19 protein-coding genes are annotated in these 25,557 nt (G+C 71.4%); 10 read left to right on the top strand and 9 right to left on the bottom strand.

Translation table 11 applies throughout. The features are described from left to right. Positions 1-3: 3 nt before the first annotated feature. Both ACWED2_RS22565 and ACWED2_RS22560 read right to left on the bottom strand, forming a co-directional pair. Complete coding sequence (locus tag ACWED2_RS22565) at positions 4-483, bottom strand: hypothetical protein (RefSeq protein ID WP_449692455.1); 480 nt, start codon at positions 481-483, stop codon at positions 4-6. Next, a complete protein-coding gene (locus ACWED2_RS22560) occupies positions 480-2,867 on the bottom strand; it encodes a molybdopterin oxidoreductase family protein (protein ID WP_449692453.1) in 2,388 nt (795 codons plus the stop codon). The genes ACWED2_RS22565 and ACWED2_RS22560 overlap by 4 nt, the downstream gene beginning before the upstream one ends. Before the next feature lie 163 nt (positions 2,868-3,030). On the opposite strand from ACWED2_RS22560, the gene ACWED2_RS22555 reads away from it, so the two are divergent. Continuing rightward, entirely contained in the window at positions 3,031-4,833 is a 1,803-nt protein-coding gene (locus ACWED2_RS22555; RefSeq protein WP_449692452.1) for a thiamine pyrophosphate-requiring protein, read from the top strand. After that, on the top strand, positions 4,830-5,846 hold the full coding sequence (locus ACWED2_RS22550) for an SDR family oxidoreductase (protein ID WP_449692451.1): 1,017 nt from the start codon (positions 4,830-4,832) through the stop codon (positions 5,844-5,846). The genes ACWED2_RS22555 and ACWED2_RS22550 overlap by 4 nt, the downstream gene beginning before the upstream one ends. On the opposite strand, the gene ACWED2_RS22545 is transcribed toward ACWED2_RS22550, so the two are convergent. Further along, positions 5,843-6,232: a hypothetical protein gene (locus ACWED2_RS22545; protein ID WP_449692450.1), complete on the bottom strand. Its 390-nt coding sequence runs from the start codon at positions 6,230-6,232 to the stop codon at positions 5,843-5,845. The genes ACWED2_RS22550 and ACWED2_RS22545 overlap by 4 nt on opposite strands. 178 nt (positions 6,233-6,410) lie before the next feature. On the opposite strand from ACWED2_RS22545, the gene ACWED2_RS22540 reads away from it, so the two are divergent. Next, entirely contained in the window at positions 6,411-6,842 is a 432-nt protein-coding gene (locus ACWED2_RS22540) for a hypothetical protein (RefSeq protein ID WP_449692449.1), read from the top strand. A 4-nt stretch (positions 6,843-6,846) separates the two neighbouring features. Here the strand turns inward: ACWED2_RS22540 and ACWED2_RS22535 are convergent, their stop codons facing one another. Beyond that, positions 6,847-8,004, bottom strand: a complete 1,158-nt coding sequence (locus tag ACWED2_RS22535) for a TetR/AcrR family transcriptional regulator (protein ID WP_449692565.1) — start codon at positions 8,002-8,004, stop codon at positions 6,847-6,849. A gap of 169 nt (positions 8,005-8,173) precedes the next feature. Between ACWED2_RS22535 and ACWED2_RS22530 the strand changes: the two genes are divergently transcribed. Continuing rightward, positions 8,174-9,352 (top strand): oxygenase MpaB family protein, encoded by a 1,179-nt coding sequence (locus ACWED2_RS22530; protein WP_449692448.1) that lies wholly within the window; start codon positions 8,174-8,176, stop codon positions 9,350-9,352. Between the two features lie 17 nt (positions 9,353-9,369). Here the strand turns inward: ACWED2_RS22530 and ACWED2_RS22525 are convergent, their stop codons facing one another. From ACWED2_RS22525 to ACWED2_RS22505, 5 genes are all read right to left on the bottom strand, one after another. After that, positions 9,370-11,214, bottom strand: coding sequence for an RICIN domain-containing protein (locus ACWED2_RS22525; RefSeq protein WP_449692447.1), 1,845 nt, complete (start codon positions 11,212-11,214; stop codon positions 9,370-9,372). A 211-nt stretch (positions 11,215-11,425) separates the two neighbouring features. Then, on the bottom strand, positions 11,426-12,868 hold the full coding sequence (locus ACWED2_RS22520) for an arabinofuranosidase catalytic domain-containing protein (protein WP_449692446.1): 1,443 nt from the start codon (positions 12,866-12,868) through the stop codon (positions 11,426-11,428). 31 nt (positions 12,869-12,899) lie between these two features. Further along, positions 12,900-13,928 (bottom strand): LacI family DNA-binding transcriptional regulator, encoded by a 1,029-nt coding sequence (locus tag ACWED2_RS22515; RefSeq protein ID WP_449692445.1) that lies wholly within the window; start codon positions 13,926-13,928, stop codon positions 12,900-12,902. Between the two features lie 4 nt (positions 13,929-13,932). Next, positions 13,933-15,294, bottom strand: coding sequence for an RICIN domain-containing protein (locus tag ACWED2_RS22510; protein WP_449692444.1), 1,362 nt, complete (start codon positions 15,292-15,294; stop codon positions 13,933-13,935). A 114-nt stretch (positions 15,295-15,408) separates the two neighbouring features. Beyond that, on the bottom strand, positions 15,409-16,152 hold the full coding sequence (locus ACWED2_RS22505; protein ID WP_449692443.1) for a FadR/GntR family transcriptional regulator: 744 nt from the start codon (positions 16,150-16,152) through the stop codon (positions 15,409-15,411). A gap of 381 nt (positions 16,153-16,533) precedes the next feature. On the opposite strand from ACWED2_RS22505, the gene ACWED2_RS22500 reads away from it, so the two are divergent. From ACWED2_RS22500 to ACWED2_RS22475, 6 genes are all read left to right on the top strand, one after another. Continuing rightward, positions 16,534-18,888, top strand: coding sequence for a ricin-type beta-trefoil lectin domain protein (locus tag ACWED2_RS22500; protein ID WP_449692442.1), 2,355 nt, complete (start codon positions 16,534-16,536; stop codon positions 18,886-18,888). Between the two features lie 19 nt (positions 18,889-18,907). Further along, on the top strand, positions 18,908-20,371 hold the full coding sequence (locus ACWED2_RS22495; RefSeq protein ID WP_449692441.1) for an arabinofuranosidase catalytic domain-containing protein: 1,464 nt from the start codon (positions 18,908-18,910) through the stop codon (positions 20,369-20,371). A 10-nt stretch (positions 20,372-20,381) separates the two neighbouring features. After that, positions 20,382-22,355, top strand: coding sequence for an alpha-L-fucosidase (locus tag ACWED2_RS22490; RefSeq protein WP_449692440.1), 1,974 nt, complete (start codon positions 20,382-20,384; stop codon positions 22,353-22,355). Positions 22,356-22,378: 23 nt separating this feature from the next. Beyond that, positions 22,379-23,464: a ricin-type beta-trefoil lectin domain protein gene (locus ACWED2_RS22485; protein ID WP_449692439.1), complete on the top strand. Its 1,086-nt coding sequence runs from the start codon at positions 22,379-22,381 to the stop codon at positions 23,462-23,464. A 155-nt stretch (positions 23,465-23,619) separates the two neighbouring features. Continuing rightward, positions 23,620-24,366 (top strand): GH12 family glycosyl hydrolase domain-containing protein, encoded by a 747-nt coding sequence (locus tag ACWED2_RS22480; protein ID WP_449692438.1) that lies wholly within the window; start codon positions 23,620-23,622, stop codon positions 24,364-24,366. 183 nt (positions 24,367-24,549) lie between these two features. Next, positions 24,550-25,551, top strand: coding sequence for a cellulose binding domain-containing protein (locus tag ACWED2_RS22475; RefSeq protein ID WP_449692437.1), 1,002 nt, complete (start codon positions 24,550-24,552; stop codon positions 25,549-25,551). Positions 25,552-25,557: the final 6 nt, after the last annotated feature.

The raw sequence follows: 25,557 nt of genomic DNA, 5'->3' as shown, positions 1-25,557 counted from the left end.
GACCTAGCTGGTCAGGATCTGCGGCGAGAGCACCTTCAGCATCGCGTTGGTCCACTTGAGCTGCCGCAGCGTCTGCGGGTGGCGGCGGGTCGCCAGCTCGAGCAGCCCGGTCTCTTTCGCCGCCTGCGCGCCCTGTGCGAGCAGCTCCCAGTCGAGCGAAACGCCCGCGGCGCGCCGGTGCAGGCGGCGCAGGTCCGCCAGCAGGAGCATCCCCGGCTCCGGGCGGCGGCCGCTCAGCTCGGACAGCGCCGTCCGCAACGGCTCCAGCGGGCCGGGGCCGGGCACCTCCTCGTCGAGGTCCAGGCCCTGCGCCCGGCCGGCGCGGGCGATGTCCCGCACGTGCGCCGCCGACCAGGCCGCCAGGTCGCGGGCGACGTGGTGGACCTCGTGCTCGGCGTGGTGCCGGTCGGACACCTTCAGCAAGTCCTTGGCCAGGTGCGTCTCCGCGCGGTGCAGTTCCCGCAGCACGAGGTCCAGCTTCATCGGACGATCTCCTCCTCGACCGGTGCGGGCACCGGCTCGGCGGCCGGCGCCGGCCCCGGGCCGACCCGGCGCAGCGCGGCCGCGGCCGTCTTGAACAGCGGCTGCTTGGACACCGGATCCCAGTCGGTGAAGGTCAGCTCGTTGGCCGCGCGGTCGCCGTCCTTGCCCGCCGGGTGCTCGACGTCCCAGTAGCCGTAGTGGAACGGGAGGAACAGCACGCCGTCGCGGATGCCGCCGACGCGGACCCGGGCGCGGACCGCCCCGCGCGGTGTCGACACCTCCGCCAGGTCGCCCTCGGCGAGCCCGGCGGCCGCCGCGTCGCGTTCGGACACCTCGAGCCACACCTCCGGCGCCGCCGCGCGCAGCTCCGGTGCCCGGCCGGTCTTCGTGCGGGTGTGGAAGTGGTGGATCGTCCGGCCGTTGACCAGGAAGAACGGGTGGTCCTCGGCCGGCGTCTCGTGCGGCGGGACGTACTCGGCCGCCTTCAGCATGGCCTTGCCGTCCGGGTTCATCGCGCGGTACTCGGTGGGTTCCATCGGCGCGCCGGTGACGAGGTCGCGGCCGTAGCTCTCGCAGTAATCGGGCTGGGCGAAGAATTTGCCGTCGGCATACAGCCGTTCGGTCCCATCAGGACTGTCCGAAGTGCACGGCCACTGGATGCCGCCGGTCTCGCGCAGTTTCGCGTAGCTCAAGCCGCTGTAGTCGCACGGCCGTCCCGCGGACGCGCGCTTCCACGCCTCGAACGCCGTCTCGGCGTCGCGCCACTGCGGGAACGGCTCGCCGTCGTTGCCCCGGAAGTCCATCCGCCGCGCGTAGTCGAGGAAGATGTCCAGGTCCGGCCGCGCCTGCCCGGGCGGGTCGACGGCCTGCTCCGACAGGTGCACCGTGCGGTCGGCGTTGGTGAACGTGCCGGTCTTCTCGCCCCAGATCGCCGCGGGCAGCACGACGTCGGCGAATTCGGCCGTCTCGGTGCGGAAGGCGTCCTGCACGACCAGGAACAGCCGCGAGGAGTCCAAAATGGACCTTATCCGGTGCAGCTCGGGCAGGGAGACCGCCGGGTTGGTGGCCGAGACCCACAGGAACCGCAGGGTGCCGGTCTCCGCGTAGCGCAGCATCTGCATGAGGTGCGTCGGCGGCCCGTAGTGCGGGATCCTGTCGACGTCGACGTTCCACAGCGACGCCAGCTCGGCCACGTGCGCGTCGTTGGCCCAGTTGCGGAACCCGGTCAGGTCGCCGTCGGCGCCGCATTCGCGGGTGTTCTCGGCGGTGGGCTGGCCGTTCATCTGCAGCACGCCGGCGCCGGGCTTGCCCAGCATGCCGCGCAGCAGCACGAGGTTGTTGACCTGCACGGCGGCCGCGGACGCCTGGTGTGACTGGTAGAAACCCTGCAGCACCGTGCACAGCAGCCGCTCCGCCGAGCCGAGCAGCCGGGCGGCTTCGCGGATTTCCGCGGGGTCGAGGCCGCAGATTTCCGCGGCGCGCTCGGGCGGGTAGTCCGCCACCGTCGCCGCGAGGTCGTCGTAGCCCACCGTGCAGCGTTCGACGTACTCGCGATCGACCCACCCGTGCCCGACGATCTCGTGCAGGATCCCGTTCATCAGGGCGACGTTGGTCCCGGGCAGCGGCGCCAGGTGCAGCGTCGCCGCCCGGGCGACCGGGGTGTCCCGCGGGTCGACGCACAGCACCGCGGGCGGGTTCGGCCCGGCGAGCCGGTCGAGCACGCGCGACCACAGGACGGCCTGCGTTTCGGCCATGTTGTGCCCGAAGAGGGCGATGACGTCGGCGTGGTCGACGTCGGTGTAGGACGCCGGCTGGCCGTCGCAGCCGAAGGACTCCTTCAGCGCCGCGGCCGCGGTCGCCGTGCAGAGCCGGGTGTTGCCGTCGAGGTGGTTGGTGCCCAGGCCGCCGCGGGCGATCGCGGCGAGCGTGTAGTACTCCTCGGCGAACAGCTGGCCGCTGGTGTAGAAGCCGAGCGCGCCCGGCCCGTGGACGTCGAGGAGTTCTTTGCTGCGCCGGACGACCAGGTCCATCGCCTCGGCCCAGCTCGCTTCGACGAGCTCGCCGTGCTTGCGCACCAGCGGCGTCGTCAGCCGGTCCCGCGACGAATTCGCCTGCCAGGCGAAGAGGTCCTTCGGGTCGAGGCGGCCGTGGTTGACGCGGTCTCCGGCACGGCCGCGGACCCCGGCGATCCGGCCGTCCTTCACCGCGATGTCGAGCCCGTCGCCGTTCGAATGCAGCACCGCGGCGCTCGGGACCCAGCGGTCGACGTCCTCCGGCCGCAGGCCGTCCGCCAGGTGACTGTCCACCCGGACCGGCCACGGCTCCCCCGGTCCGTAGGGCGTTCTGCTCCCCCAGGGCTCGGTGATGCCGTCGCGCTTTCCCACCGCCGGGACCTCCGATCACGATGCGGACCGTCGCGTGGGTACCCGGCTTCCTCGCGGGCAAACGCCGGCTCGGGGGGCCGGGCGGGCAAGCATGACCGGCACCCAAACCGGGTACGCGCTCATCGTGAGCGCCGACGGCGGCACGCACGGCAAGGGAGGACACATGAGCCAGACAGTCGGTGACCACCTGCTGCAGCGCCTGCGCGAGTGGGGCGTGGAGCAGGTCTTCGCCTACCCGGGCGACGGCATCAACGGGCTGGTCGCCGCGTTCGGCAAGGCGGACGACCAGCCCCGCTTCGTGCAGGCCAGGCACGAGGAGATGGCCGCGTTCTCGGCGGTCGGCTACGCGAAGTTCAGCGGCCGGGCCGGCGTCTGCATGGCCACCTCCGGCCCGGGCGCGATCCACCTGCTCAACGGGCTCTACGACGCGAAGCTCGACCACGTCCCGGTGGTCGCGATCGTCGGGCAGACCGCGCGCAGCGCGATGGGTGGCAGCTACCAGCAGGAGGTCGACCTGCAGGCGCTCTTCAAGGACGTCGCGAGCGAATACCTCGTCGAGGTCAACGTCGCCGAGCAACTGCCGAACGCGCTCGACCGGGCGATCCGGACGGCCGAGGCGTCCCGCTGCCCGACCGCCCTGATCATCCCCGCGGACCTGCAGGAGGAGCCGTACTCGCCGCCGCAGCACGCGTTCAAGCAGGTGCCCTCCAGCCCGCCGAGCCGGGCGTGGTCCCGGCCGGTGCCGTCCGAGGCGGAGCTCGACGCGGCGGCCGAGGTGCTCAACGCCGGCGAAAAGGTCGCCATCCTGGTCGGCCAAGGCGCGCGCGGCGCGGCCGAAGAGGTCCGCCAGGTGGCCGAGGTCACCGGCGCCGGCGTCGCGAAAGCGTTGCTGGGCAAGGACGTCCTGCCCGACGACCTGCCGTGGGTGACCGGCTCGATCGGGTTGCTCGGCACCCGGCCGAGCTACGAGCTGATGCGCGACTGCGACACGCTGCTGATCGTCGGCTCGAACTTCCCGTACAGCCAGTTCCTGCCGGACTTCGGGCAGGCGCGCGCGGTGCAGATCGACCTGGACGGCCGGCTGATCGGGATGCGCTACCCGACCGAGGTCAACCTGGTCGGGGACAGCGCGGCCACGCTGCGGGCGCTGCTGCCGAAGCTGGCCGGCAAGCCGGACCGGTCCTGGCGCGAAACGATCGAGAAGAACGTCGCCTCCTGGTGGGAGACCGTCGAGAAGGAAGCCGCCGTCGACGCCGATCCGGTGAACCCGATGGCGATCGTGTCGGAGCTGTCGAAGCGGATCCCGGAGGACGCCATCGTCACCGCGGACTCCGGCTCGTCCACCAACTGGTACGCCCGCAACCTGCGCATCCGCGGCGACATCCGCGGGTCCCTGTCGGGCACCTTGGCCACCATGGGCCCCGCCGTGCCGTACGCCATCGGCGCGAAGTTCGCCCACCCCGGCCGGCCGGTGATCGCGCTCGTCGGCGACGGCGCCATGCAGATGAACGGCCTCGCCGAGCTGATCACCATCGCGCGCTACCAGCACCTGTGGAGCGACCCGCGCTGCGTGATCTGCGTCTTCCACAACAACGACCTCAACCAGGTGACGTGGGAGCTGCGCGCGATGGGCGGCGCGCCGAAGTTCGAGGAGTCCCAGACCCTGCCGGACGTCGACTACGCCGGGTTCGCGCTGTCGCTCGGGCTGGCCGCCGTCACGGTCGACAAGGCGGACCAGCTGGCCTCGGCCTGGGACACCGTGCTCACCGCGGGCAAGCCGGCGGTGCTGGACGTCCGCTGCGACCCGGACGTGCCGCCGATCCCGCCGCACGCCACCTTCGAGCAGGTGAAGTCGGCCGCCCAGGCCGTCCTCAAGGGCGACCCCGACGCGGTGCACCTGGTCGCCCAGGGCGTCAAGACGAAGCTGCAGGAGTTCCTGCCGGGCGGGAAGGGCCGCACGCCGTGAGCCCGGCCGAGGTCGTCGTCGTGACCGGGGCGAGCGGCGGCATCGGCCGCGCGGTCGCGCGGGCGTTCGGGGCCCGGCAGGCCAGGGTCGCCTTGCTGGCCCGGGGGAAGGAAGGGCTCGAAGCCGCGGCGGAAGACGTCACCCGCCTCGGCGGGACGGCGCTGGCGATCCCCACCGACGTCGCCGACTTCGGCCAGGTGGAGGCGGCCGCCTCCCGGGCCGAGGAGGAACTCGGCCCGATCGACGTGTGGGTGAACGTGGCGTTCACGTCGGTGTTCGCGCCGTTCGCCGAGATCGGGCCGGCCGAGTTCCGCCGCGTCACCGAGGTGAGTTACCTCGGGTACGTGCACGGCACCATGGCCGCCCTGCGCCGGATGAAGCCGCGCGACCGGGGCACGATCGTGCAGGTCGGTTCGGCACTGGCGTACCGCGGAATCCCGTTGCAGAGCGCGTATTGCGGCGCGAAGCACGCGATCCAGGGGTTCAACGAGGCCCTGCGCTGCGAGCTCCTGCACGACGGCAGCGGTGTCCGCACGACGATGGTGCAGCTGCCGGCCGTCAACACGCCGCAGTTCTCCTGGGTGCGGTCGAAACTGCCGCACCAGGCCCAGCCGGTGCCGCCGATCTACCAGCCGGAGGTGGCGGCCCGCGCGGTGCTGCACGCGGCCGGCCACCCGCGCCGCCGGGAGTACTGGGTCGGCGGGAGCACGGCCGGCACGTTGCTCGCGAACGCCGTTGCCCCCGGCGTGCTCGACCGGTACCTCGCCCGGACCGGCTACCGGTCCCAGCAGACAGGGGCGCCGAAACCACCGGACCAGCCGGAAAACCTGTGGTCGCCGGCGGATCGCGGGCAGGACTTCGGGGCGCACGGCCGGTTCGACGCGGAGGCGACGCCGAGGAGCGTGCAGCTGTGGGCGAGCCGGCACCACGGCGTCGTCGCTGCCGCGGGAGGCGCGTTGGCCGCGACGGCGCTGGCGGTGTGGCGGCGGGCGCGGCCGGGCTCGGGCCGCTAGCGCATACCCGTCCACTCGTCGATCGAGACTTCCGTCAGCACGTACTTCTCGGGAAAGCGGCCTTGGCTCTCATCCGGCCCGCACACGTGGGCCGCGATCCAGACCTGGTGGGCCTCGCTCGTGAGGTGGTACTGGCTGCGCGGGACCAGCCCGCAGCCCAGCTCGACAGCAGCGCTGCGGAGGGTCTTGACCGTGCCGGGGCGCACGGGCGGCCGGTCGGCGAGCTCGACGTGCCGGCGCGATCGGCGGGCGGTGAAGACGGCCACCTCCGTCAGGACGGGCGCCATCGGGACCGCCCAGAGCACGCTCCACCAGTCGCCGGTCGCCAGGCGAAGCCCGGCGGCGCCGACGACGAAGATCAGGAGCAACCACCAGTGAGCACGCATGGGCCCCTCCCGCCCACACCCAGGATAACCCCGATCGGCCGGCCGGTCACCGCGCTCCGGCCGGCCCCGCCGGGCCTCGGCCGAAAGGACGAGGCCGCGGCACCCGAACCGCCCCTTCGGCCGAGGTGACCGGGCCCTTCCCGCCTTAACGTGATGATCAGGTGGGGAGGGAGGGACCATGGAGTTCACCGCCAAGCGAGTCGTCGTCTCCGTGGCCGTGGCCGGCGTGGCCGTGGTCGCCGCCGGGGCCACCGTGATCGCCACCGCGGCCGATCCCGTCTCGCCCGAAATCACCGGCGCCGCCCCCGCCGAAGCCGGGCACGAAGACGAAGGCAAGTACACCACCGGGGACTACGTGCTCAACGTCCACGAGCTCGACGACGACGGCGACGGCCTGACCACCGCCATCGGGCCGCACACCACGTACTACTCGAAAACCTTGCACGGCAAGGGGAACCGGCACCACACGGTCGTCAAGTTCTCGGCGGGCACGGACGGCGACGGGCCGATCTTCTTCAGCTATCCCGTTCCCGCGCCCGGCCGGGTCGTCGACTGCGTGGCCTCCGGGACCGAGGCCGCGCCGCACGTGCGGTGCGAAACCAAGGCCTGAGGCGTCACAGATCGAGCGCGCTCACCAGCAGCGCCGCCACCGCGGCCCGGTGTTCCGGCCGGTCCGCCCACCGCAGCCGGCGGCCGGCCTCGACCACCACGCCGAAGCCCGCGTGCACCAGCACCCGGGCCCGGCGGGCGTCGAGTCCCGGGCAGGCCTCGCACAGGTGCTGCTCCCACACCGCGATGTGCTCGCGCTGCGCCGCCACCAGCGGGCGGCGCAGCGCCTCCGGCAAGCCGGCGATTTCCGCGTTCGCCACGCTGTTGAGGGCGCTGTGCTCGAAGCTGTACGCCACGTACGTCGCCGTCAGGGCGCTCAGGGCTTCGTGCGGATCGGTCGTTCCGCGGAGGTTGTGCTCGACCGCCTGGGCCAGCAGCCCCGCCGCCTGGAGGCACGCCGCCGCCAGGATGTCGGCCTTGCCGGGGAAGTAGCGGTAGAGCGCCGACGGCACCAGTCCCACCGCCTCGGCGATCCGGCCGTTCGTCACGGTGGCGAACCCGTCCCGTTCGAACAGCGGGACGGCGGCCGCGAGGATCTCCGAACGCCGGGTCCGGGGCACCGGCGGGGCGGGGATCTCCACGGCGGGCGCGGGCGCCGCGGCGGGGTCGGTGGCCGCCACGCGCCGGGCCGCGCCCCGCAGCAGCTCCTCCACCCGGCGCCGGCCGATCGAGTTGTGGTGCGTCGTGACCGACCCGATCGCGCCCAGCGCCCCCACCGCCCGCAGGTGCTCGCCGGGCCACGGGTGCTCGCGCCGCACCGCCTCCGCCACACGCTCGACGACGTGCGCGAACTTGGCCGCGAGCAGCCGGCGGTCCGCGCGCTCGAGGTACCGGGCCTCCCAGCGGTACACGCCCCCGGTTTCCCGGTGGGCGACGGTGACCCGGGTGACGGCGGCGAAGACATCCGCCAGCGGCGCGTCCGCGGGCACCTCGGCGAGCGCGGCGACGAGCCGGTCCGCCATCACGTTCGCGCACTCGGCGAACAACGCGTACTTGTTCGGGAAGTGCCGGTACAGAGCGGCCGCGGTGATGCCCACGCGCGCCGCGATCTCCTCCATGGACGCCGCGTGGTAGCCGCGCTCGCTGAACACCGCGGCGCCCGCCTCGACGATGAGCTGCCGTCGGTTGCGGGGCCGGACCGCCGCGGCCGGCTCGGCGGTCACCGCGGCCGCCGGGGAGAGGTGCGCGGGGCCATGCGTGTCAGTCAACCACAGGCACGCCGGGTCTTGCCGACCCGCGAGTGAGCTTCTATGTTAATGAGGAATCTCTCCCCAAGCACCGCTCATACTCAGCCTGAACGGCTACTGCCTACCAAGGAAGCTAGGTAAGTAAATGAGCAATCTCAGCAGGAGGAACGTTCTCTCCCTCGGTGTCGCGCTGGGGCTGGTGAGCGCGGCGAGCGCCGTCCCGGCCTGGGCCGCCGCGGGCGCCGACCCCTGGTGGGTCTGGGACGACGAAGTCGACGGACTGATGGCCGGGCTCGTCGACAGCGGCCGGGTGCCGGCGGTCAACACCGCCCTGCGGTCGTGGGTGGACAACGACGACCCGCTGCCCGCCGGCCTGCCCGCCGACCTCACCACCTGGCTGCAGCGGGTCAACGGGCTGCCGTCCTGGGCCGATCCCGCCAAGCTGCGCCGCGCCGCCGACTTCAACCGGCGCAAGGACACCTACCTGTTCCTGCTCTACGGCCTGGGCAGCGGCATCATGAGCACGGTCATCCCGCGCGAGGCCCGGTCGGTCTACTGGTCCGCGGGCGGCGCGAACATGCAGGACCGCGCGGCGAAGACGTTCACCTTCGGCTACGACCTCAGCGAAGCCGGCGCGTTGGAGCCCGCCGGCCAGTTCGTCGTCACGGCCAACAAGACCCGGCTGGTGCACGCCGCCGTGCGCCACCTGCTGCCGCAGTCACCGCACTGGCGGGCCGTCGCCGACGAGCGGATCCCGATCAGCAACGGCGACATCCTGGTCACCTTCCACAGCCTCGGCACCTTCGTGCACCGCAAGCTGCGCGAGTGGCACGTCCCGATGTCGGCCGCGGACGAGGCCGCCTTCCTGCACCAGTGGCAGGTCGCCATCCACCTGCTCGGCGTCCGGGACGAGTTCATCCCGCAGACGTGGGCCGCGGCGGACGCGCAGTCGGCCCAGGTGCTCACCCCGCTGCTCGCCCCGACACCCGAAGGCAAGGAGCTGGCCGCGGACCTGCTCGGGCTGACCGCGCAGATCGACCTCGGCGTCACCCGCGGCTTCCTGAACGAGTTCGTGCGGTACGTGCTCAGCAACGAAGTCGGCGACTGGCTCGGCCTGCCGCGCGACTACGCGGCGGCCACCCTGATCCGCACCGGGTGGCCCGCGTACATCGCCTTCCGGGAAGGGCTGCTGCCCATCGCCCCGGCCGGCTTCTCCCTCTTCGACCAGTTCATCCGCGCGCTCGCCATGCTGTTCCTCAACAAGGGCACGTCACCGACGAGCACACCCATCACCATCCCCACCGGCAACCGGCCCGGCGCCTGAGCGCCGGGCCGCCGGCGTCAGGCCGGTCCCCGGCCCCACAGCCGCCAGGTCTGGTTGAGGGGGCTGTTCTGGCCGACCGGCTTGCACGTCCACTGGATCACCACGCCGCGGGCGGCCGTGGAAACCCCGCTGACGTCGACGCACTTGCCGCTGTGCCGGGCGACGAGCTGGTAGTCGTGGGCGTCGTTGCCGCCGTAGGTCACCCGGCGCGGCGAGAACTGCTGGTTCGTGGCGCCGTCGGTGCAGGTGCGCTGCTGGACGGCGGCCCCGTCGTCGGCCGAGGCACCGGCCACCTCGAGGCACTTGCCGCTCTGCTGGTTGACCACCGTGTACGTGCCCGCGACGCCGGCCACCGGCCGGAAGCTCCACTGCTGCTGGGCGCCGCCCTCGCAGAAGTCCTGCTGCTGCCGGTTGCCGTCGGCGGTGCCGAGGTCGGTGTTGTCCAGGCACTGCTGGGAATGCTGGGCGACGGCGACGGTCGTGAAGCTGCTGTCCGAGGGCGGCAGCAGGGTGATGCTCAGCGCGTCGTCGACGCTGCCGTGCGGGACGGTGACGGTCGCGGCGTTGCCGGAGACGGCCACCAGCGAGTCCCGGATGGTCACCGGGCTCTGGACCGCGGCCCCGCCGTTGGCGGGGATCTGCTGGACGACGACCCGCACCTGGTTGTTCTGGACGATCCCGGAGGTGGTGTCCAGCCGCTGCAGGGCGACGGCGACGTTCCCGGTCGTGCTCCCGCCGCCGACGAGGACCTTCGCCACCCCGGCCGCCTTCGTGGCGAAGGGGTCGTACGCCTGGCTGGGCTTCGTGCTCACGAGCTGGCCGGTCTGCGAGCCGTAGAAGCGGTAGGCCCACCACTCCCCCTTGGGCAGGTACCGGCCGGCGGAGTTGCGGACCAGCAGGTTCGCCAGGTCGTTGTGCAGGTTCCCGCCGCTGGCCCAGTTCGCGCGCAGCCCGTCGGCGCCGGCCCGCTCGAGCCGGGCGATGTACCAGGCGCCGTCACCGGGGTTCTGCTCGTTCGACGCGCCGTATTCGTTGATCTGGTAGGGCCGCGGGTGCGGGATGCCGCGCGAGCCGAGTGACGCGTCGGCCGCGGCGACGTTCGCCACCGGGTCGCCCGGCAGCGAGTGCCAGCTCACGATGTCCGGGACCGTGCTCGAGCCGCGGACGAAGTCGAGGTACTGGGTCCACCAGCTGGTGCCGGTGGAGGGCACCCCGGCCAGGCTCGGGCCGACGATCGCGTGCGCCGGGAAGGCCGCCCGGATGCGCTGGTACGCCCGCTGCCACATGGCGAAGTACTGGCTCTGCGAGCGGTTCCAGAAGATCGAGATGTTGGGCTCGTTCCAGATGTCCCATTCCACCGGGGCGCCCGTCGCCCGCACGTCGTTGATCAGCCGGGTGAGGAAGGCGTCGTAGTCCGACCAGTCGCCGTTGTCGCCGGGGAACCGGGAGATCGGGTAGCCGTCCGCGCCCCAGAGGTCGTGCACCAGCAGCACGAACTGGCCGCCGAGCGACCGGGTGCGCAGGAGCTGGGCGCGGGTGGCGGTCCACCGCCGGTCGTACTTGCCCGACACCCAGCCGCCGGGGCTGTCCAGCTGCGCGCCGCCGGCCCGCATCGCCTGGAAGTTCACGTCCCGGAAGAAGTGGTCGGGCGGGTTCGAGGCGTTCTCGGTCATACCGTAGATCCACCCGGACGCCCGGTACGTGGGCGAGCCGCCGGCGGCGGAGAAGTCGACCGAGACCGACTCGTCCGCGGCCCGGGCCGGTGCGGAAAGGGCGACGGCGGAGGCACCGGTGAGTGCTCCGGTGATCAGGAGGGCGGCCAGGCCACGGCGGACGCGTGGCCGCTGACGCGAGGTGTCCACAGACGGCTCCTTTGGCGGTGGACGTGCGGAGGTCGACGGTCTCATCGAACCGGTTCGACCAACAAGGAACGTACGCCGCAAGCAATCCACCGACAATCGGCCGAATGGAGGCGAACCGGTTCGCTGAGGGCACCGCTGGTGGTGAAGTCATCGAAAAGGGGCTTTCCCCGCGGCACCCGCGGGGAAAGCCCCTCCCGTCCGCCCCGGCGGCTCAGCGGTAGCCGGCGGCGACCACGTTCGCCTGGACCGCGTTCTCCGTCGCGTCCGACGGGTAGCCCGCGACCATCGCCCCCTCGTAGAACGTCCCCGCGCTCAGGTTCGCCCCGCCGCCGGGTTTGCAGCAGTCACCGCCGCTGCCCAGGATGATCGCGCCCTGCTTCTTCATCGGGCTGTAGCCGCCGGGGAGGCCGCCGTCCCACATGGTCGTGAGGGTGCCCGACTGGGCGTTGCTGCCCTTGAGCGCGAACCGGGACGTGCCGTTGTTCTTCAGCATCGCCGTGACGAACTTGCTCGGCAGCGCCCGCTGGTTCGGGTTCCACTGCTGGCTGCCGCCCGGGTACAGCCCCCACTCGAGGTCGGCCTGCACCCACGGGCCCGAACCCTGGCACCCGCCGAACCAGCACTGCGTCCCGAAGTTGATCGCGTCCATCGCGCCGGCGGCGTCGGCCTTCCTCGTCGTCTCGCTGTTGCCGTAGTCGAAGCAGCAGCCGCTGTTGACGTGCGTCCCGCTGGTCACCATGTACATGCCCTCGGGCGCACTGCCGGTCGGGACCCCGGTCAGGTGCCCGTCCCGCCAATAGCTGTTGCCGGGGTTGATGTACAGCGAATACGCCTTCGAGCCACCGACCGTGAGCGACTCCGACGTGGCCTTCGCCGGGCTGCTCTGGCTGGACCCCGGGACCACCGTGGATCCCTGGTACCACAGGTCGTTCCCGCGCCCGGACTGGTCGTAGACCACCGTGATGACGCAGTTCGTGCCCGCGCAGAAGGAATCCTGGGCGGCCGCGTCGACGGTGCCGCCCGCCGCGCGGAGGCCGATGTTCCGGGTCGTGTTGTCGGACGAGCGCCGGACCTGGTACAGGTTGCCGGCGTAGTTCCCGTAGAGCGCCCGGGCCGTGCTGTGCGCGGCGACGCACGGCGTGCCACTGGAGGCGTAGATGTCGCACGGCGCCGTCCCGGTCGGCGGGGGCGGGGTGCTCCCGGTGCTCCACTGCTGGTTGCTCTGGCCGTGGCAGGTCCACAGCACGACCGCGGTGCCGTTGGCCGTGCCGGCGCCGGTCACGTCCAGGCACAGTCCCGATTGGACACCGGTGATCGTCCCGTCGGCGTTCTGCCGCCACTGCTGGTTCGCCTGGCCGTTGCACGACCAGATGATCACGGCCGTCCCGGGCGCGGTCCGCCCGCCGTAGGCGTCCACGCACCGGGTGCCGTTCAGCGTGCGCAGCTCACCCGCCGTGGTGAATTCGTACGCCTGCCCGGCCTGGCCGCCGCAGTCCTGGATCTCCAACGCCGTTCCCGGCGCGTCGGTGCCGCCCTTGACGTTCAGGCACCGCCCCGACGCCGCACTCACCAGCGGCCCGGCGGCCGCCGAAGCCGGGACGGCCCCGGCCACCGCCGCCGCCAGCATCGCGGCCACCACCACGAACACGCGCACGATTCCTCCTAGTCCATTGTGGACACCGGCATTAAGCTGACTTGCGCGGCACCAGTTCGGTGTCGAGCACCGTGCTCCGGCGCGGGGCCGCGCCGTCGATCATCGCCAGCAGCTCGGCGGTCATCCGCGCGCCCATCTCCTCGACCGGCTGGCGCACCGTGGTGAGCGGCGGGTCGGTCCAGCAGCTGATCGGCAGGTCGTCGAACCCGACGAGAGCGACGTCTTCGGGGACCTTCCGGCCCGCGCGGCGAAGCGCGCGCAACGCCCCGACCGCCATCATGTCGGAGGCGGCGAAGATCCCGTCGACGTCCGGGCGCCGGCTCAGCAGCCGCGCCGTCGCGTACTCGCCGGACGCCTGCCCGAAGTCGCCGCACACCACGAGGGTCTCGTCGTACCGGCCGACCCGGGTCATCGCCTGGCGGTACCCGAGCAGCCGGTCCACCCCCGCGGTCATGTCCTGCGGCCCGGCGACGGTCGCCACGACCCGGCGGCCGCCGTCGAGCAGCCGCTGGGTCGCCAGCCGCGCGCCGGCCTGGTTGTCGACGTCCACGTACGGCAGCCGGCCCGTCCGCCCCGCCTGGCCCGGGCGCCCGCCGAACACCACCGGGATGCCGAGCCAGTCGAGGTCGAGCGGGCGGCGGCCGTGCATGCCGACGACGAGGGCGCCGTCGACGTGCCCGCCGTCGAGGTACCGGACCACCGGCGACTGGTAGTCGTCGGTGGCCGGCACCGTGAGCAGCACGAGCTGCACACCCACCGCGGCCAGCTCCCGGCCGACCCCGGCGGCGATCCGCGGGAAGTACGGGTCGGTGAACAACCGCGGTACTTCCTCGCAGACCACCAGTGCGATCGAGCCGGTGTGCCGGGCGCTGCTGGCTTTCGCGGCCCGCTGCCGGGCGTAACCCAGCGCCAGCATCGCCGATTCCACCTGCTTGCGGCGTTCCGGGCTCACCCGCGGAAACCCGTTGAGCACGCGGGAAGCCGTGGCGATCGACACCCCGGCCGCCCGCGCGACGTCGGCCAGGGTGGGCCGGAACCCCGGCGATTCGACCACGGACACGGGCTCAGGCACGCTGGAGCTGGAACCGCTGGTTGGGATTCCCGGTGAACGTCCACTGGGAGATCCGCGCGCCGTCGGCGGTGGAAACGCCCCAGACGTCCAGTGCCAGGCCGCTCAACCGGTTGACCAGGCTCACCGCGCCGCTGCCCTGGTCGACGACCCGCCACTGCTGCGCCGTGGCGTTGGTGTCGGCCTGCTGGCTGATGTCCGCGCCGCTGTTGGCGTTCGCCGCCTGCAGCACCAGTCCGCTGTGGCGGGCCCGGACCCGGTAGTAGCCGTCACCGGAGTCGACGAAGTCGAACTGCTGGCTGAGCCCGCCGTTGGCCGACTCCTGCTCGATGAGCGCGCCGGCCGCCGTCGAGGCGCCGGTGATCCCGACGAGCTTGTTGCTGTGCTGGGCGGTCAGCTTGTAGTTCACGCCGGTCTGGACCGGCGGCGTCGGCGGGGTGGTGGTGCCGAACTGCGTGATGAACTTCCAGACCTCGCCCGAGGTCCAGGTCTGCCAGCCGCTGCCGCCGCCGTCCTTCGGGCCCGGGTCGTGCCCGCCGTCGAAGGCGCCCCAGACGACCGGGTACCCGGCCCGGCAGCCCGAGTAGGCGGTGACGATGTGGGTCCGGCTGCCGCTGGCCGGCTCCGGCGGGTTCTGCGGGGTGCAGCCGTTGTTCCGCACGAACTGGTCGCGCAGCTGCCGCCCGGAGGAGATGGGCAGGACGTTGTCGGCGATGCCGTGCATGCCGATGTAGGCGACGGGCTGGGTGCCGCCGTTGCAGCCGCTGAGGTTCGCTCCGGAGTAGACGGCGACCGCGCGGAACACGGTCGGGCGGGCGCAGGCGAGGGCGTAGCTCATCGCGCCGCCGTAGCTGAAGCCGCCGGCGAACACCTGCGTGGTGTCGACGCACAGCGCGGCCTCGACCTGCTTCAGCAGGTCGTCGATGAAGGTGACGTCCTGGCCGTTCGGGTTGGCCCAGCCGTTGCCGTTGCCCTGCGGCGCCACGAAGATCGTGTTGTTGCCGGAGCTGTCGGCCAGCCGGCGGAGCCCGTAGTAGGACCAGTTGTAGCCGTCGCTCCCGCCCGAGTCGACGTCGTTCATCGTCCCGCCCCGCCAGTGGAGGCCGACGAACAACCGGTACTGGTGGTTGTTGTCGTAGTTCGCCGGCACCCGCAGGATGTAGCTGCGGTTCTGGCCGCCGCTGGAGATCGTGTGGTTGCCGCTGGCCAGCCCGGGCGCCTTCCCGCACCCCGCGGTGCCGGCGGCCGCGACGGCCGGTGCGTCCGCGGCAGCGGGGGCGGCCTGCGCGGTGCCGCTCACCCCCAGCGCGAGCACGGCTCCGATCACGGCGGAGGCGAACAGGGATCTCTTCAGCATCACAACGGCTCCCTCTGCTTGTAAACAGCACTGTCTACGGACGTCGTCGTCCTCCCGGGCCGGGGGTGCTCCCGGGAGCGTAAGGGTCCACAATGGAACGTCTGGCGAATGCGGTCACCGGCCGAAGAGCCGGCGCTGGATCTCCCGGCGGTAGTCCTCCAGGGTGTTGTCCAGGTGGACGCCGGCGGCGTGGGCCGCCGCGTCCGGGTCGCCGTCCCGGATCGCCCGGAAGATCGCGGCGTGCTCCTCGATCGCGCCCACCGCGTGCCCGCCGATCGCGCCGGACATCCCGATGATGTTCGACTGGCGCTGCAGGCGGCGGGCCTCGCCGATGGCCGCGACGAGGAACTGGTTGTGCGAGGCGGCGGCGATCCCGGCGTGGAAGTCGTCGTCGCCCCGGTCGAACAGCGAGGTCTGCCCGGTCAGGTGGCCGTGCCGGCAGGTTTCGGCGGCGGCCTCGATCGCGCGCAGCTCGGCGGGGGTGGCGTTGGCCGCGGCCAGCCGGCTGGCCGCCGTCTCCTGGATCCGGCGGAACTCGAAGAGCATGTAGACGTGGTCGAGATCGGCGGGCAGGAAGAACCCGCCCCACCGGTGCCCGCCCAGCATGCCCTCGTCGTCGGAGACATACAGCCCACGTCCTTTGTGCGCTCGCACCCGGCCGATGGCCGAGAGGATCTTGACGGCCTCCCGCACCATGGTCCGGCTGGTTCCCATCCGCGCCGCCAGCTCGTTCTCGGTCGGCATCCGGTCGCCGGGCCGCAGTTCCAGTTCGGCGATCAGCCGCAGGATCTGCTCCGCCACCACTTCGTAGCCGGGGCGGTACGGGACAGGCGGTGCTACTTCCTCGTCACGGGTCACGTAATGAGTATGACTCAGCAACTCCGGTCAGCACCTTACCTCCTTGACCCGCCATCCGGTCAATCTCGGCCGGAGCGGCCTGAAAGTTACATCGCAGGCGGCCGCCACCAGGTCAGGACGGAGCAATGAGCCTGCTCCTCGCTTGACGCCGGGCAGGCGCGCTGCTCTCATGGATCACCGACACCACAACGGAAAACCCCTCGAGCAGCCTCGAAAGTTTCGAAAGCCGCCGGCCCCTCGCCGCGTCGGATGAGTCGTACACATCCTACCCGGCCCGTCGCCGGCCGGAGGCCGGCCCGGCCCCGCGCCCGGCCGGCCGGGCCCCAGTTCCAGTACACAGTGGACGGTTGGCGCCACCCCGTCCCGGAGAGGTGCACGCCCATGCCGCCGCGCATCGCCGCCGCGCTCGTCACCGCATTCGTGGTGACCGCGGTCGCCACCCCGGCCGCCCACGCCGCGACCGTCACCATCGCCGTCGCCCCGGACGGCAGCGACACGAACCCCGGCACGCCGGCCCAGCCGGTCGCCACCCCGGCGAAGGCCCAGGAGCTGGCCCGCGCGCAGTCGGCGGCCAACGACGTCGTCGTGCAGTTCGCCGGCGGCACCTACCGGCTCGCCGCCCCGCTGCGGCTCACCAGCGCCGACTCGGGGCAGAACGGCCACACCGTCACCTGGCAGGCCGCGCCCGGCCAGAAGCCGGTCCTCTCCGGCGGCACCCAGGTCACCGGCTGGTCGGTGCAGGACGCCGGCCAGAACATCTGGGTGGCGTCGGTGCCCCAGGGTGCCGACTCCCGGCAGCTGTTCGTCGACGGCGCGCTCGCCCCGCGCGCGGGGATCGCGATCTCCCGCAACGACGTGCAGTTCACCACCAGCGGCATGACCATCACCAACCCGGCGCTGAACTACCTGGCCACGCTGCCGCAGCAGAACCGGATCGAGGTGGAGAGCCAGAACTCGTTCACCGACCGCTACTCCCCCGTCGACCGCATCAGCGGCACCTCGATCGTCATGCAGCAGCCCGCCTGGAACAACAACAACTGGGGCTACGACACCCTCGCGAAGCCGTTCGGCGGCGGTCAGCTGTTCCTCGAGAACTCCTATTCCTTCCTGAAGAACACCGGCCAGTGGTACCTCGACCCGCAGGCCGGGAAGCTCTACTACAAGGCGCCCGGCGGCTGGGTCCCCGGCAGCCACGACGTCGAGCTCCCGCGGCTGCAGTCGCTGCTGCAGATCGGCGGCACCCTCGACAACCCGGTGCGCGGCCTCGCCTTCAAGGGCCTGAACTTCGAGCACACCACCTGGCTGACGCCCAGCACCTCGGTCGGGTACGCCAACCAGCAGACCGGCACGTTCCTCCCGGCCGCGGCGCCGATGCCGGGCGACTTCCTCACCTCCTGCCAGTCCGGCTGCCGCCAGTTCGAGGGCGCCCGCAACACCTGGGCGCAGGCCCCCGCGGCCGTCCAGGTCTCGGCCGCCACCGGGATCACCTTCAGCGGCAACACCTTCACCCACCTCGGCCAGGTGGCACTGGGCATCGGCAACGACGCGAACGCCCACGCCTCCGGCGTCGGCCTGGGCGCGTCGTCGATCACCGTGGACCACAACACCTTCACCGAAAACTCCGGCGGCGGCATCATCGTCGGCGGCGTGCGCCCCGACGCCCACCACCCGTCGAACCCCGCGATGACGAACAAGGACGTCACCATCTCGTACAACACGGTGAGCCGGGTCGCCCTCGACTACCGCGAGATGGCCGGCATCCTCTCGACCTACGCGACGCACACGGTCATCACGCACAACGACGTCTCGAACCTGACCTACGACGGCATCGACGTCGGCTGGGGCTGGGGCGCCAACGACCAGGGCGGCAGCCAGGACTACCGCAACCGCGGCCTGTACGACTACCAGCCCGTCTACTCGACGCCGACCACGCTGCGGGACACCGTCGTCAGCTACAACCGGGTGCACGGCACGAAGAAGCTGATGCACGACGGCGGCAGCATCTACAACCTGTCGGCCAACCCGGGCAGCTCGATCGACCACAACCACATCTTCGACAACAACCGCACGGTGGGCCTGTACCTCGACGAAGGCTCCCGGTACGTGAGCGTCTCGGCGAACGTGATCCAGGACTCCGGGGTCTGGGCCTTCACCAACGCCAACGGCAGCAACAACACCAACGACAGCACCTTCAGCGGCAACTGGTACAACGGCGGCGCGACCCAGGTGGCCACGGGCCCGCCGCACAACAACGTGCTCACTGGAAACGTCCAGGTCAGCGGCACGAACTGGCCGTCGGGCGCCCAGCAGGTGATCGCCGCCGCGGGCACCGGCGGGAGCACCCCGGCCACCGGCGCGGTCCGCGCCCTCGGCAAGTGCCTGGACGTCAACGGCGTCTCCACCACGCCGGGCGCCGCGGTCCAGATCTGGGACTGCAACGGCGGCACCAACCAGTCCTGGGCCCGGACCACCGCGGGCGAGCTGACCGTCTACAGCGGCGACAGCACCCGGTGCCTGGACGCCACCGGCCAGGGCACCACCCCGGGCACCAAGCTCGTGACCTGGAACTGCAACGGCCAGGGCAACCAGCGGTGGCAGGTCAACGCCGACGGCAGCATCACCGGTGTCCAATCCGGACTGTGCGTCGAGGTGACCGGGTCCTCGACCGCGAACGGCACCCCGACCCAGCTGGCCACCTGCACCGGCGCGGCCAACCAGAAGTGGACTCTCGGCTGACGAACAGAGGAGTTCGGCCATGGTCTCCCGCAAGCTGCTCAGAACCGTCCAGGCCGCCGTGACGGCCGTCGTCCTGGCCACCGGCGCGGTGGCCGCGACGGGCGCCGCCGCCCAGGCCGCCACGCAGGAAGCGTGCGACCTCTACGCCGCCGGCGGCACGCCGTGCGTCACCGCGCACAGCACCACCCGCGCCCTCTTCGGGGCGTACAACGGCCCGCTGTACCAGATCCAGCGGGCCTCGGACCAGAGGTACCTCGACGTCGGCCTGCTGGCCGCCGGCGGGGTCGCCGACTCGGCCCCGCAGGTCTCCTTCTGCGCCGGCACCAAGTGCACGGTCACGAAGATCTACGATCAGACGGCGAACCACAACGACCTGCCGATCTCGTGGGGCGGGTTCTGGAAGGGCCCCGGCCCGAACGGGTCGGACATCGGCGCGGACGCGATGGCGCTGCCGGTGACCGTGGGCGGGCACCCGGTGTACGGGATCAAGGTCACCCAGGGCGTCGGCTACCGCGTCGACAACGCCAAGAACGTGCCGGTCGGGGCGCAGCCCGAGGGGATCTACATGATCACCTCGTCGAACTACGTCAACCAGTGGTGCTGCTTCGACTACGGCAGCGGCGAGATCTCCCACAACGACACCGGCAACGCCACCATGAACGCCATCTACTGGGGCACCGCCTGCTGGTTCAACGGCTGCACCGGCACCGGCCCGTGGGTGGAGGCCGACCTCGAGAACGGCATGTACCACACCGGAACCGGGTCCAACAAGGACCCGAACAACCCCGGCGTGCACCACCCGTTCGTCAGCGCGTGGGAGAAGAACAACGGCACCAGCAACTTCACCCTGAAGTACGGCGACGCCACCACCGGCGGCCTCACCACGCCGTACTCCGGCGGGCTGCCGCGCGGCTACTCGCCCATGAAGCTGGAGCCTTCGATCCTGCTGGGCACCGGCGGCGACAACAGCAACTCCGGTGTCGGCGAGTTCTTCGAAGGCGCGGTGACCAGCGGATTCCCGACGGACGCCACGGAGAACGCGGTGCAGGCCAGCGTCATCGCCGCCGGCTACGGCAGCGGGGGCGGCCCGACGAACACCGGCGCGGTGCACGCCGTCGGCGCGAACAAGTGCCTCGACGTCAACGGCGTCAGCACCACGCCCGGCACCGCGGTCCAGATCTGGGACTGCAACGGCGGCAGCAACCAGACGTGGACCCGCGGCGGCAGCGGCGAGCTGACCGTCTACAACGGAACGCGGTGCCTGGACGCCACCGGCCGGGGCACCACCCCCGGCACCAAGGTCATCATCTGGAACTGCAACGGGCAGAACAACCAGCAGTGGACGTTCAACACGAACGGGACCGTCACCGGTGTCCAATCCGGCCTCTGCCTCGACGTGACCGGCTCCGGGACCGCGAACGGCACCGCGATCCAGCTGGCCACCTGCACTGCCGCGAACAACCAGAAGTGGTCACTGAGCTGAAAGGCCCCTCATGTCTTCGTTCGAGCTGTCGCGGCGCCGGCTGATCGTGGTGGCCGGGGCCGCCGCGGCCGCCGGCGTGGTCCGCATCCGGCCCGGGTGGGCCACCGAAGGACCCAGCAGCTACACGCCGAGCTGGGCGTCGGTGGACCAGCACCCGCCCGCGCCGGAGTGGTTCCAGGACGCCAAGTTCGGCATCTACTACCACTGGGGCGTGTTCAGCGTGCCCGCGTTCGGCAACGAGTGGTACCCGCGGAACATGTACATCGCCGGGTCCACCGAGAACAACCACCACAAGCAGGTGTTCGGCGACCCGTCGGCGTGGCCGTACCAGAACTTCATCAACGGCGCCCGCGACAAGGCGGGCAACTGGGTGCAGTTCGCGCCGAAGCTCAAGTCGGCGGGCGGGAACTTCGACCCGGCCGAGTGGGCCCAGCTCTTCGCCGACGCCGGCGCGAAGTTCGCCGGCCCGGTCGCCGAGCACCACGACGGTTATTCGATGTGGAACAGCACGGCCAACGAGTGGAACTCGGTCAGGACCGGGCCCAAGCTGGACCTGCTGCGGCTGCACGCGGACGCCATCCGCGCGAAGGGCCTCAAGCTGCTCGCGGCACTGCACCACGCGTACCACTTCACCGGTTACTACGACCACGTGCCGAACCAGTCCACCGAGTCGCTGCGCCGGCTGTTCGGCCAGAACGGCACGCAGGCGGAGAACCAGCTCTGGTTCGACAAGCTCCGCGAGGTCGTCGACGGCTACCAGCCCGACCTCGTCTACCAGGACTTCAACCTGACCCAGGTAGCCGAGGCGCAGCGGCTGAACTTCCTCTCGCGCTACTACAACCAGGCAGTGGCCTGGAACAAGGACGTCGTCGCCACCTACAAGGACGGGTTCAACAACCGCGGGGAGGTCTTCGACTTCGAACGCGGCGGACCCGGTGATCTCCTGAGTCCGTACTGGATGACCGACGACAGCATCTCCAGCTCCAGCTGGTGCTACACGAACGGCATCGGCTACTACTCGATGAAGGCCATCCTGCACTCGCTGCTCGACCGGGTCAGCAAGAACGGCACCATGCTGCTGAACATCGCGCCGATGGCGGACGGCACCATCCCGTCCGGGCAGCGCACGATCCTGCTCGGCATCGGCAACTACCTCAAGCGGTTCGGCGAATCCGTCTACGGCACCCGCGCGTGGGCGGTCTACGGCGAGGGGCCGACGAAGATGGGCGGCGGCTCGTTCACCACCCCGGTGGAAGGGACGAGGACCGACGTCCGGTTCACCCGCAGCAAGGACAACACGGTGCTGTACGCGACCGTGCTGGGCTGGCCCGGGAGCACCTTCCCCATCACGACGCTGAGTTCGAGCCGGATCAACCTGGGCAACCTGGTGTCGGCCCAGCTGCTCGGCCCGGACGCCGGCACCGCCACCACCCTGCCCGCTCCGGTGCAGGACGCCTCCGCGCTGCGGGTCCAGCTCCCCTCGGCCAACCCGCCCTTCGACGCGCCGGCGTACGTGGTGAAGCTGACGTTCTCCGGCCAGATCCCCACTCCCGGCTCCGGTCCCCTGCCGACCGGCTGGGCCCGGATCGCCAACGTCACGACCGGTCTGGTGCTGGACAGCGGGGGCAGCGTCGCGGCCGGCTCCCCGCTCAAGCAGTGGAACTGGGACGGCAGCACGAACCTGCAGTGGCAGCTGACCGACGCGGGCGGCGGGTACGTCCGGATCGTCAACCGCACCAACGGGATGGTCGCCGACAGCCGGGGCAACACGGCCAACGGCGCCACCTGCGCGCAGACGGCGTGGACCGGCGCCACCAGCCAGCAGTGGAAGCTGACCGGCCTGGGCAACGGCCGGTACCAGATCGTCAACCGGGCCACCGGCACCGCGCTCGACGGCATGGGCAGCACCGCCGCCGGCTCGACCGTGGGCCTCTGGACACCCAACAGCAGCACCAACAACCAGTGGGCCATCACCGCCGTGTGACGGCCGATCCTCGAGGAGACGAGATGCGCGCACGGCTCGGGTGGCTCGCCGCCGCCGCTGCGGTCCTCGCCGGCACCCTGCTGCCGGGAACCGCCGCCGCCGAATCGAACGGCGGAATCCGGGTGATGCCCCTTGGTGATTCCATCACCGAAGGCACGCAGGTGCCCGGCGGGTACCGGATCGGGCTCTGGCAGCGGGTCACGGCCGGTGGCTACCAGGTGGACTTCGTCGGCTCGCAGTTCAACGGGCCGGCGTCCCTCGGCGACCACGACCACGAAGGCCACCCGGGCTGGCGCATCGACCAGATCGACGCGAACATCACCGGCTGGCTGCGCACCAGCAGCCCGCACACGGTCCTGCTGCACATCGGCACCAACGACATCCTGCAGAACTACAACGTCTCGGGCGCGCCGGCCCGGCTGTCCGCTCTGGTCGACCACATCACGGGGGCGATGCCGGACGCGGAGGTCTTCGTCGCGACGATCATCCCGATGGCCAACAGCGGCCAGGAGGCCGCCGGGCGCACCTTCAACGCCACGATCCCCGGCATGGTGCAGAGCAAGCAGAACGCCGGCAAGCACGTGCACCTGGTGAACATGCACGACGCGCTGACGACCGCCGACCTGACCGACGGCGTCCACCCCACGGCCACCGGCTACGGCAAGATGGCCGCGGTCTGGTACTCGGCGCTGCAGTCGGTCCCGGGCAGCATCGGCACCCCCGGCCAGTCCTCGGCGAGGCAGCTCGTGGGCACGCAGTCGGGCCGCTGCGCCGACGTCACGTCCTCCGCCGACGGCACCGCGGTGCAGCTGGCCGACTGCGCCGGAGCGCCGTGGACGCCCTCCGGCAAGCAGCTGACGACCGCGGGGAACAAGTGCCTGGACGCGTCCGGGCAGGGTACGGCCGACGGCACCGCGGTGATCATCTGGACCTGTTCCGGCCAGGCCAACCAGCAGTGGAACGTCAACGCCGACGGCTCGGTCACCGGCGTGCAGTCCGGCAAGTGCCTCGACGCGACCGGGCAGGGCACCACCGCCGGGACCAAGCTGATCCTGTGGACCTGCAACGGGCAGGCGAACCAGAGGTGGACGCTGCGCGCGGCCGCGTGACCGGGAGCGCTCCCAACGTGGCGCGACCGGAAACCCGTACTCCGAAAATTGATCACCGGGAACCTCTTTGCACCGGCCCGTCGCTGTGGTTACATCGATATCACTTCAGGTTGAGAGCGCTCCCAGAAAATGCCACAACGACGTGGAGGAGACCCATGAAACTGAGGAACGCCTTGTCCGCGGTGCTGCTCGCCGCGGCCGGGCTCGCGGCGCCGGTCGCCGTCGCCCCGGCCGCGCACGCGGACACGCTGATCTGCGACCAGTACGGCACGACCACCATCGGCGGCCGGTACGTCGTGATGAACAACCGGTGGGGCAGCAGCGCCCAGCAGTGCATCAACGTCACCGGCAGCGGGTTCCGCATCCAGACCCAGCAGGGCTCCACCAGCGGCGGGGCGCCGTTGTCGTACCCGGCGGTCTACGTCGGGTGCCACTATTCGAACTGCTCCCCCGGCTCGCCCCTGCCCCGGCAGCTCAGCCGGATCGGCAGCGCGCCGTCGTCGATCTCCTACACCTACGCCGGCGGCGTTTTCGACGCCTCCTACGACATCTGGCTGGACCCGACACCGAAGACCAACGGGGTCAACCAGATGGAGATCATGATCTGGTTCAACCGCACCGGCGGGGTGCAGCCGGTCGGCGGCCGGGTCGGCACCACCAGCATCGGCGGGCGCGGCTGGGAAGTGTGGCAGGGCAACAACGGCGGCAACGACGTGGTGTCCTACGTGGCCCAGTCCACCCTTTCGGGCTGGTCGTTCAACGTGCTGGACTTCGTCAACGACGTCGACAACCGCACCCGCGTCGACCGGTCCTGGTACCTCACCAGCATCCAGGCCGGGTTCGAGCCGTGGAGCGGCGGGGTCGGCCTCGCGGTCAACTCGTTCTCCGCGAGCGTCAACTAGTTCGCGCCGGTGGCCGGGCGCCGCGCGGGCGCCCGGCCCCGCGCCGAAAGTTTCGAAACCGCGGAAGAACTGTAAATTTCACCGGATCTTGGTCATGAATACCGGGCGCGGATACGCTGGCCAATCGAGCGGAATACGGCGCGAAATGCAGGAACCGCCCCGCGGCAGACGAAGGATTCCCCGATGAAACTCGCGAAGATCATCGCCGGTGTGCTGGCGGCCTGCGTCGCACTGGGTGTCGCGCCCGCGGCCGCGGAGGCCGCCGCCGCGGTACCGGTCATGCCGCTCGGGGACTCGATCACCCAGGGCGGTTCGATCGGCGGCTACCGCCTCGACCTCGGCGCGAAACTGCGGGCCGACGGGCGCTCGATCGACTTCGTCGGCTCGCTGTCCGACGGACCGGCGAGCATGCCCGACCGCAACCACGAAGGCCACCCCGGCTGGACCATCGCCCAGATCGACCAGAACGTCACCGGCTGGCTGAACACCTACCGGCCCCGCACGATCCTGCTCCACATCGGCACCAACGACATGTACGGCAGCGACCCGGGCGGCGCGCCGCGGCGGCTGTCGGCCCTGGTCGACCGGATCACGAACCTCGTCCCGGGCACCGACGTCTTCGTCGCCACCATCATCCCGATCAGCTTCGCCGACCAGACCGTCCGCACCTTCAACGCGGCGATCGCCCCGGACATGCGGGCCAAGGCCGCCGCCGGCAAGCGCGTGCACCTGGTCGACATGTACCCCTCGGTCGCCGTCGCGGACCTGCCCGACGGCATCCACCCCAACGCCGCCGGCTACAGCAAGATGGCCACCACCTGGTACAACGCGCTCAAGGCGGTGCCGGGCAGCATCGGCGGCGACGATCCCCAGCCCCCGACGGGCGGCCCGTGCACCGCGGCCCCGCGGGTGGTGGGCAGCTGGAACGGCGGCTTCCAGGGCGAGGTCACCGTCACCAACAGCGGCACCGCGGCCTTCACCGGGTGGACCGCGAAGTTCACCCTGCCCGCCGGGCAGAACATCACCCAGATCTGGGGCGGCACGGCGACCGGCACCGGTTCGGTGACCGTGCAGAACGTCGCCTACAACGGCGCGCTCGGTGCCGGCGCCTCGACGACCTTCGGCTTCCTCGTGTCCGGGCCCGGCGCGGCGAGCCTCGGCGCGGCCACGTGCACCAGCCCGTGACAGCGA

It is taken from the genome of Amycolatopsis sp. NPDC005003 (assembly GCF_053600695.1).
This window is presented reverse-complemented; position numbering and strand designations above follow the sequence as displayed.

Bases quoted from the DNA above. Each gene is read 5' to 3' on its own strand.
- ACWED2_RS22485 (WP_449692439.1), top strand. From the start codon at position 22,379: ATGCGCGCACGGCTCGGGTGGCTCGCCGCCGCCGCTGCGGTCCTCGCC.
- ACWED2_RS22480 (WP_449692438.1), top strand. From the start codon at position 23,620: ATGAAACTGAGGAACGCCTTGTCCGCGGTGCTGCTCGCCGCGGCCGGG.
- ACWED2_RS22540 (WP_449692449.1), top strand. From the start codon at position 6,411: ATGGAGTTCACCGCCAAGCGAGTCGTCGTCTCCGTGGCCGTGGCCGGC.
- ACWED2_RS22475 (WP_449692437.1), top strand. From the start codon at position 24,550: ATGAAACTCGCGAAGATCATCGCCGGTGTGCTGGCGGCCTGCGTCGCA.
- ACWED2_RS22555 (WP_449692452.1), top strand. From the start codon at position 3,031: ATGAGCCAGACAGTCGGTGACCACCTGCTGCAGCGCCTGCGCGAGTGG.
- ACWED2_RS22490 (WP_449692440.1), top strand. From the start codon at position 20,382: ATGTCTTCGTTCGAGCTGTCGCGGCGCCGGCTGATCGTGGTGGCCGGG.
- ACWED2_RS22545 (WP_449692450.1), bottom strand. From the start codon at position 6,232: ATGCGTGCTCACTGGTGGTTGCTCCTGATCTTCGTCGTCGGCGCCGCC.
- ACWED2_RS22510 (WP_449692444.1), bottom strand. From the start codon at position 15,294: ATGCTGAAGAGATCCCTGTTCGCCTCCGCCGTGATCGGAGCCGTGCTC.
- ACWED2_RS22530 (WP_449692448.1), top strand. From the start codon at position 8,174: ATGAGCAATCTCAGCAGGAGGAACGTTCTCTCCCTCGGTGTCGCGCTG.
- ACWED2_RS22565 (WP_449692455.1), bottom strand. From the start codon at position 483: ATGAAGCTGGACCTCGTGCTGCGGGAACTGCACCGCGCGGAGACGCAC.
- ACWED2_RS22500 (WP_449692442.1), top strand. From the start codon at position 16,534: ATGCCGCCGCGCATCGCCGCCGCGCTCGTCACCGCATTCGTGGTGACC.
- ACWED2_RS22495 (WP_449692441.1), top strand. From the start codon at position 18,908: ATGGTCTCCCGCAAGCTGCTCAGAACCGTCCAGGCCGCCGTGACGGCC.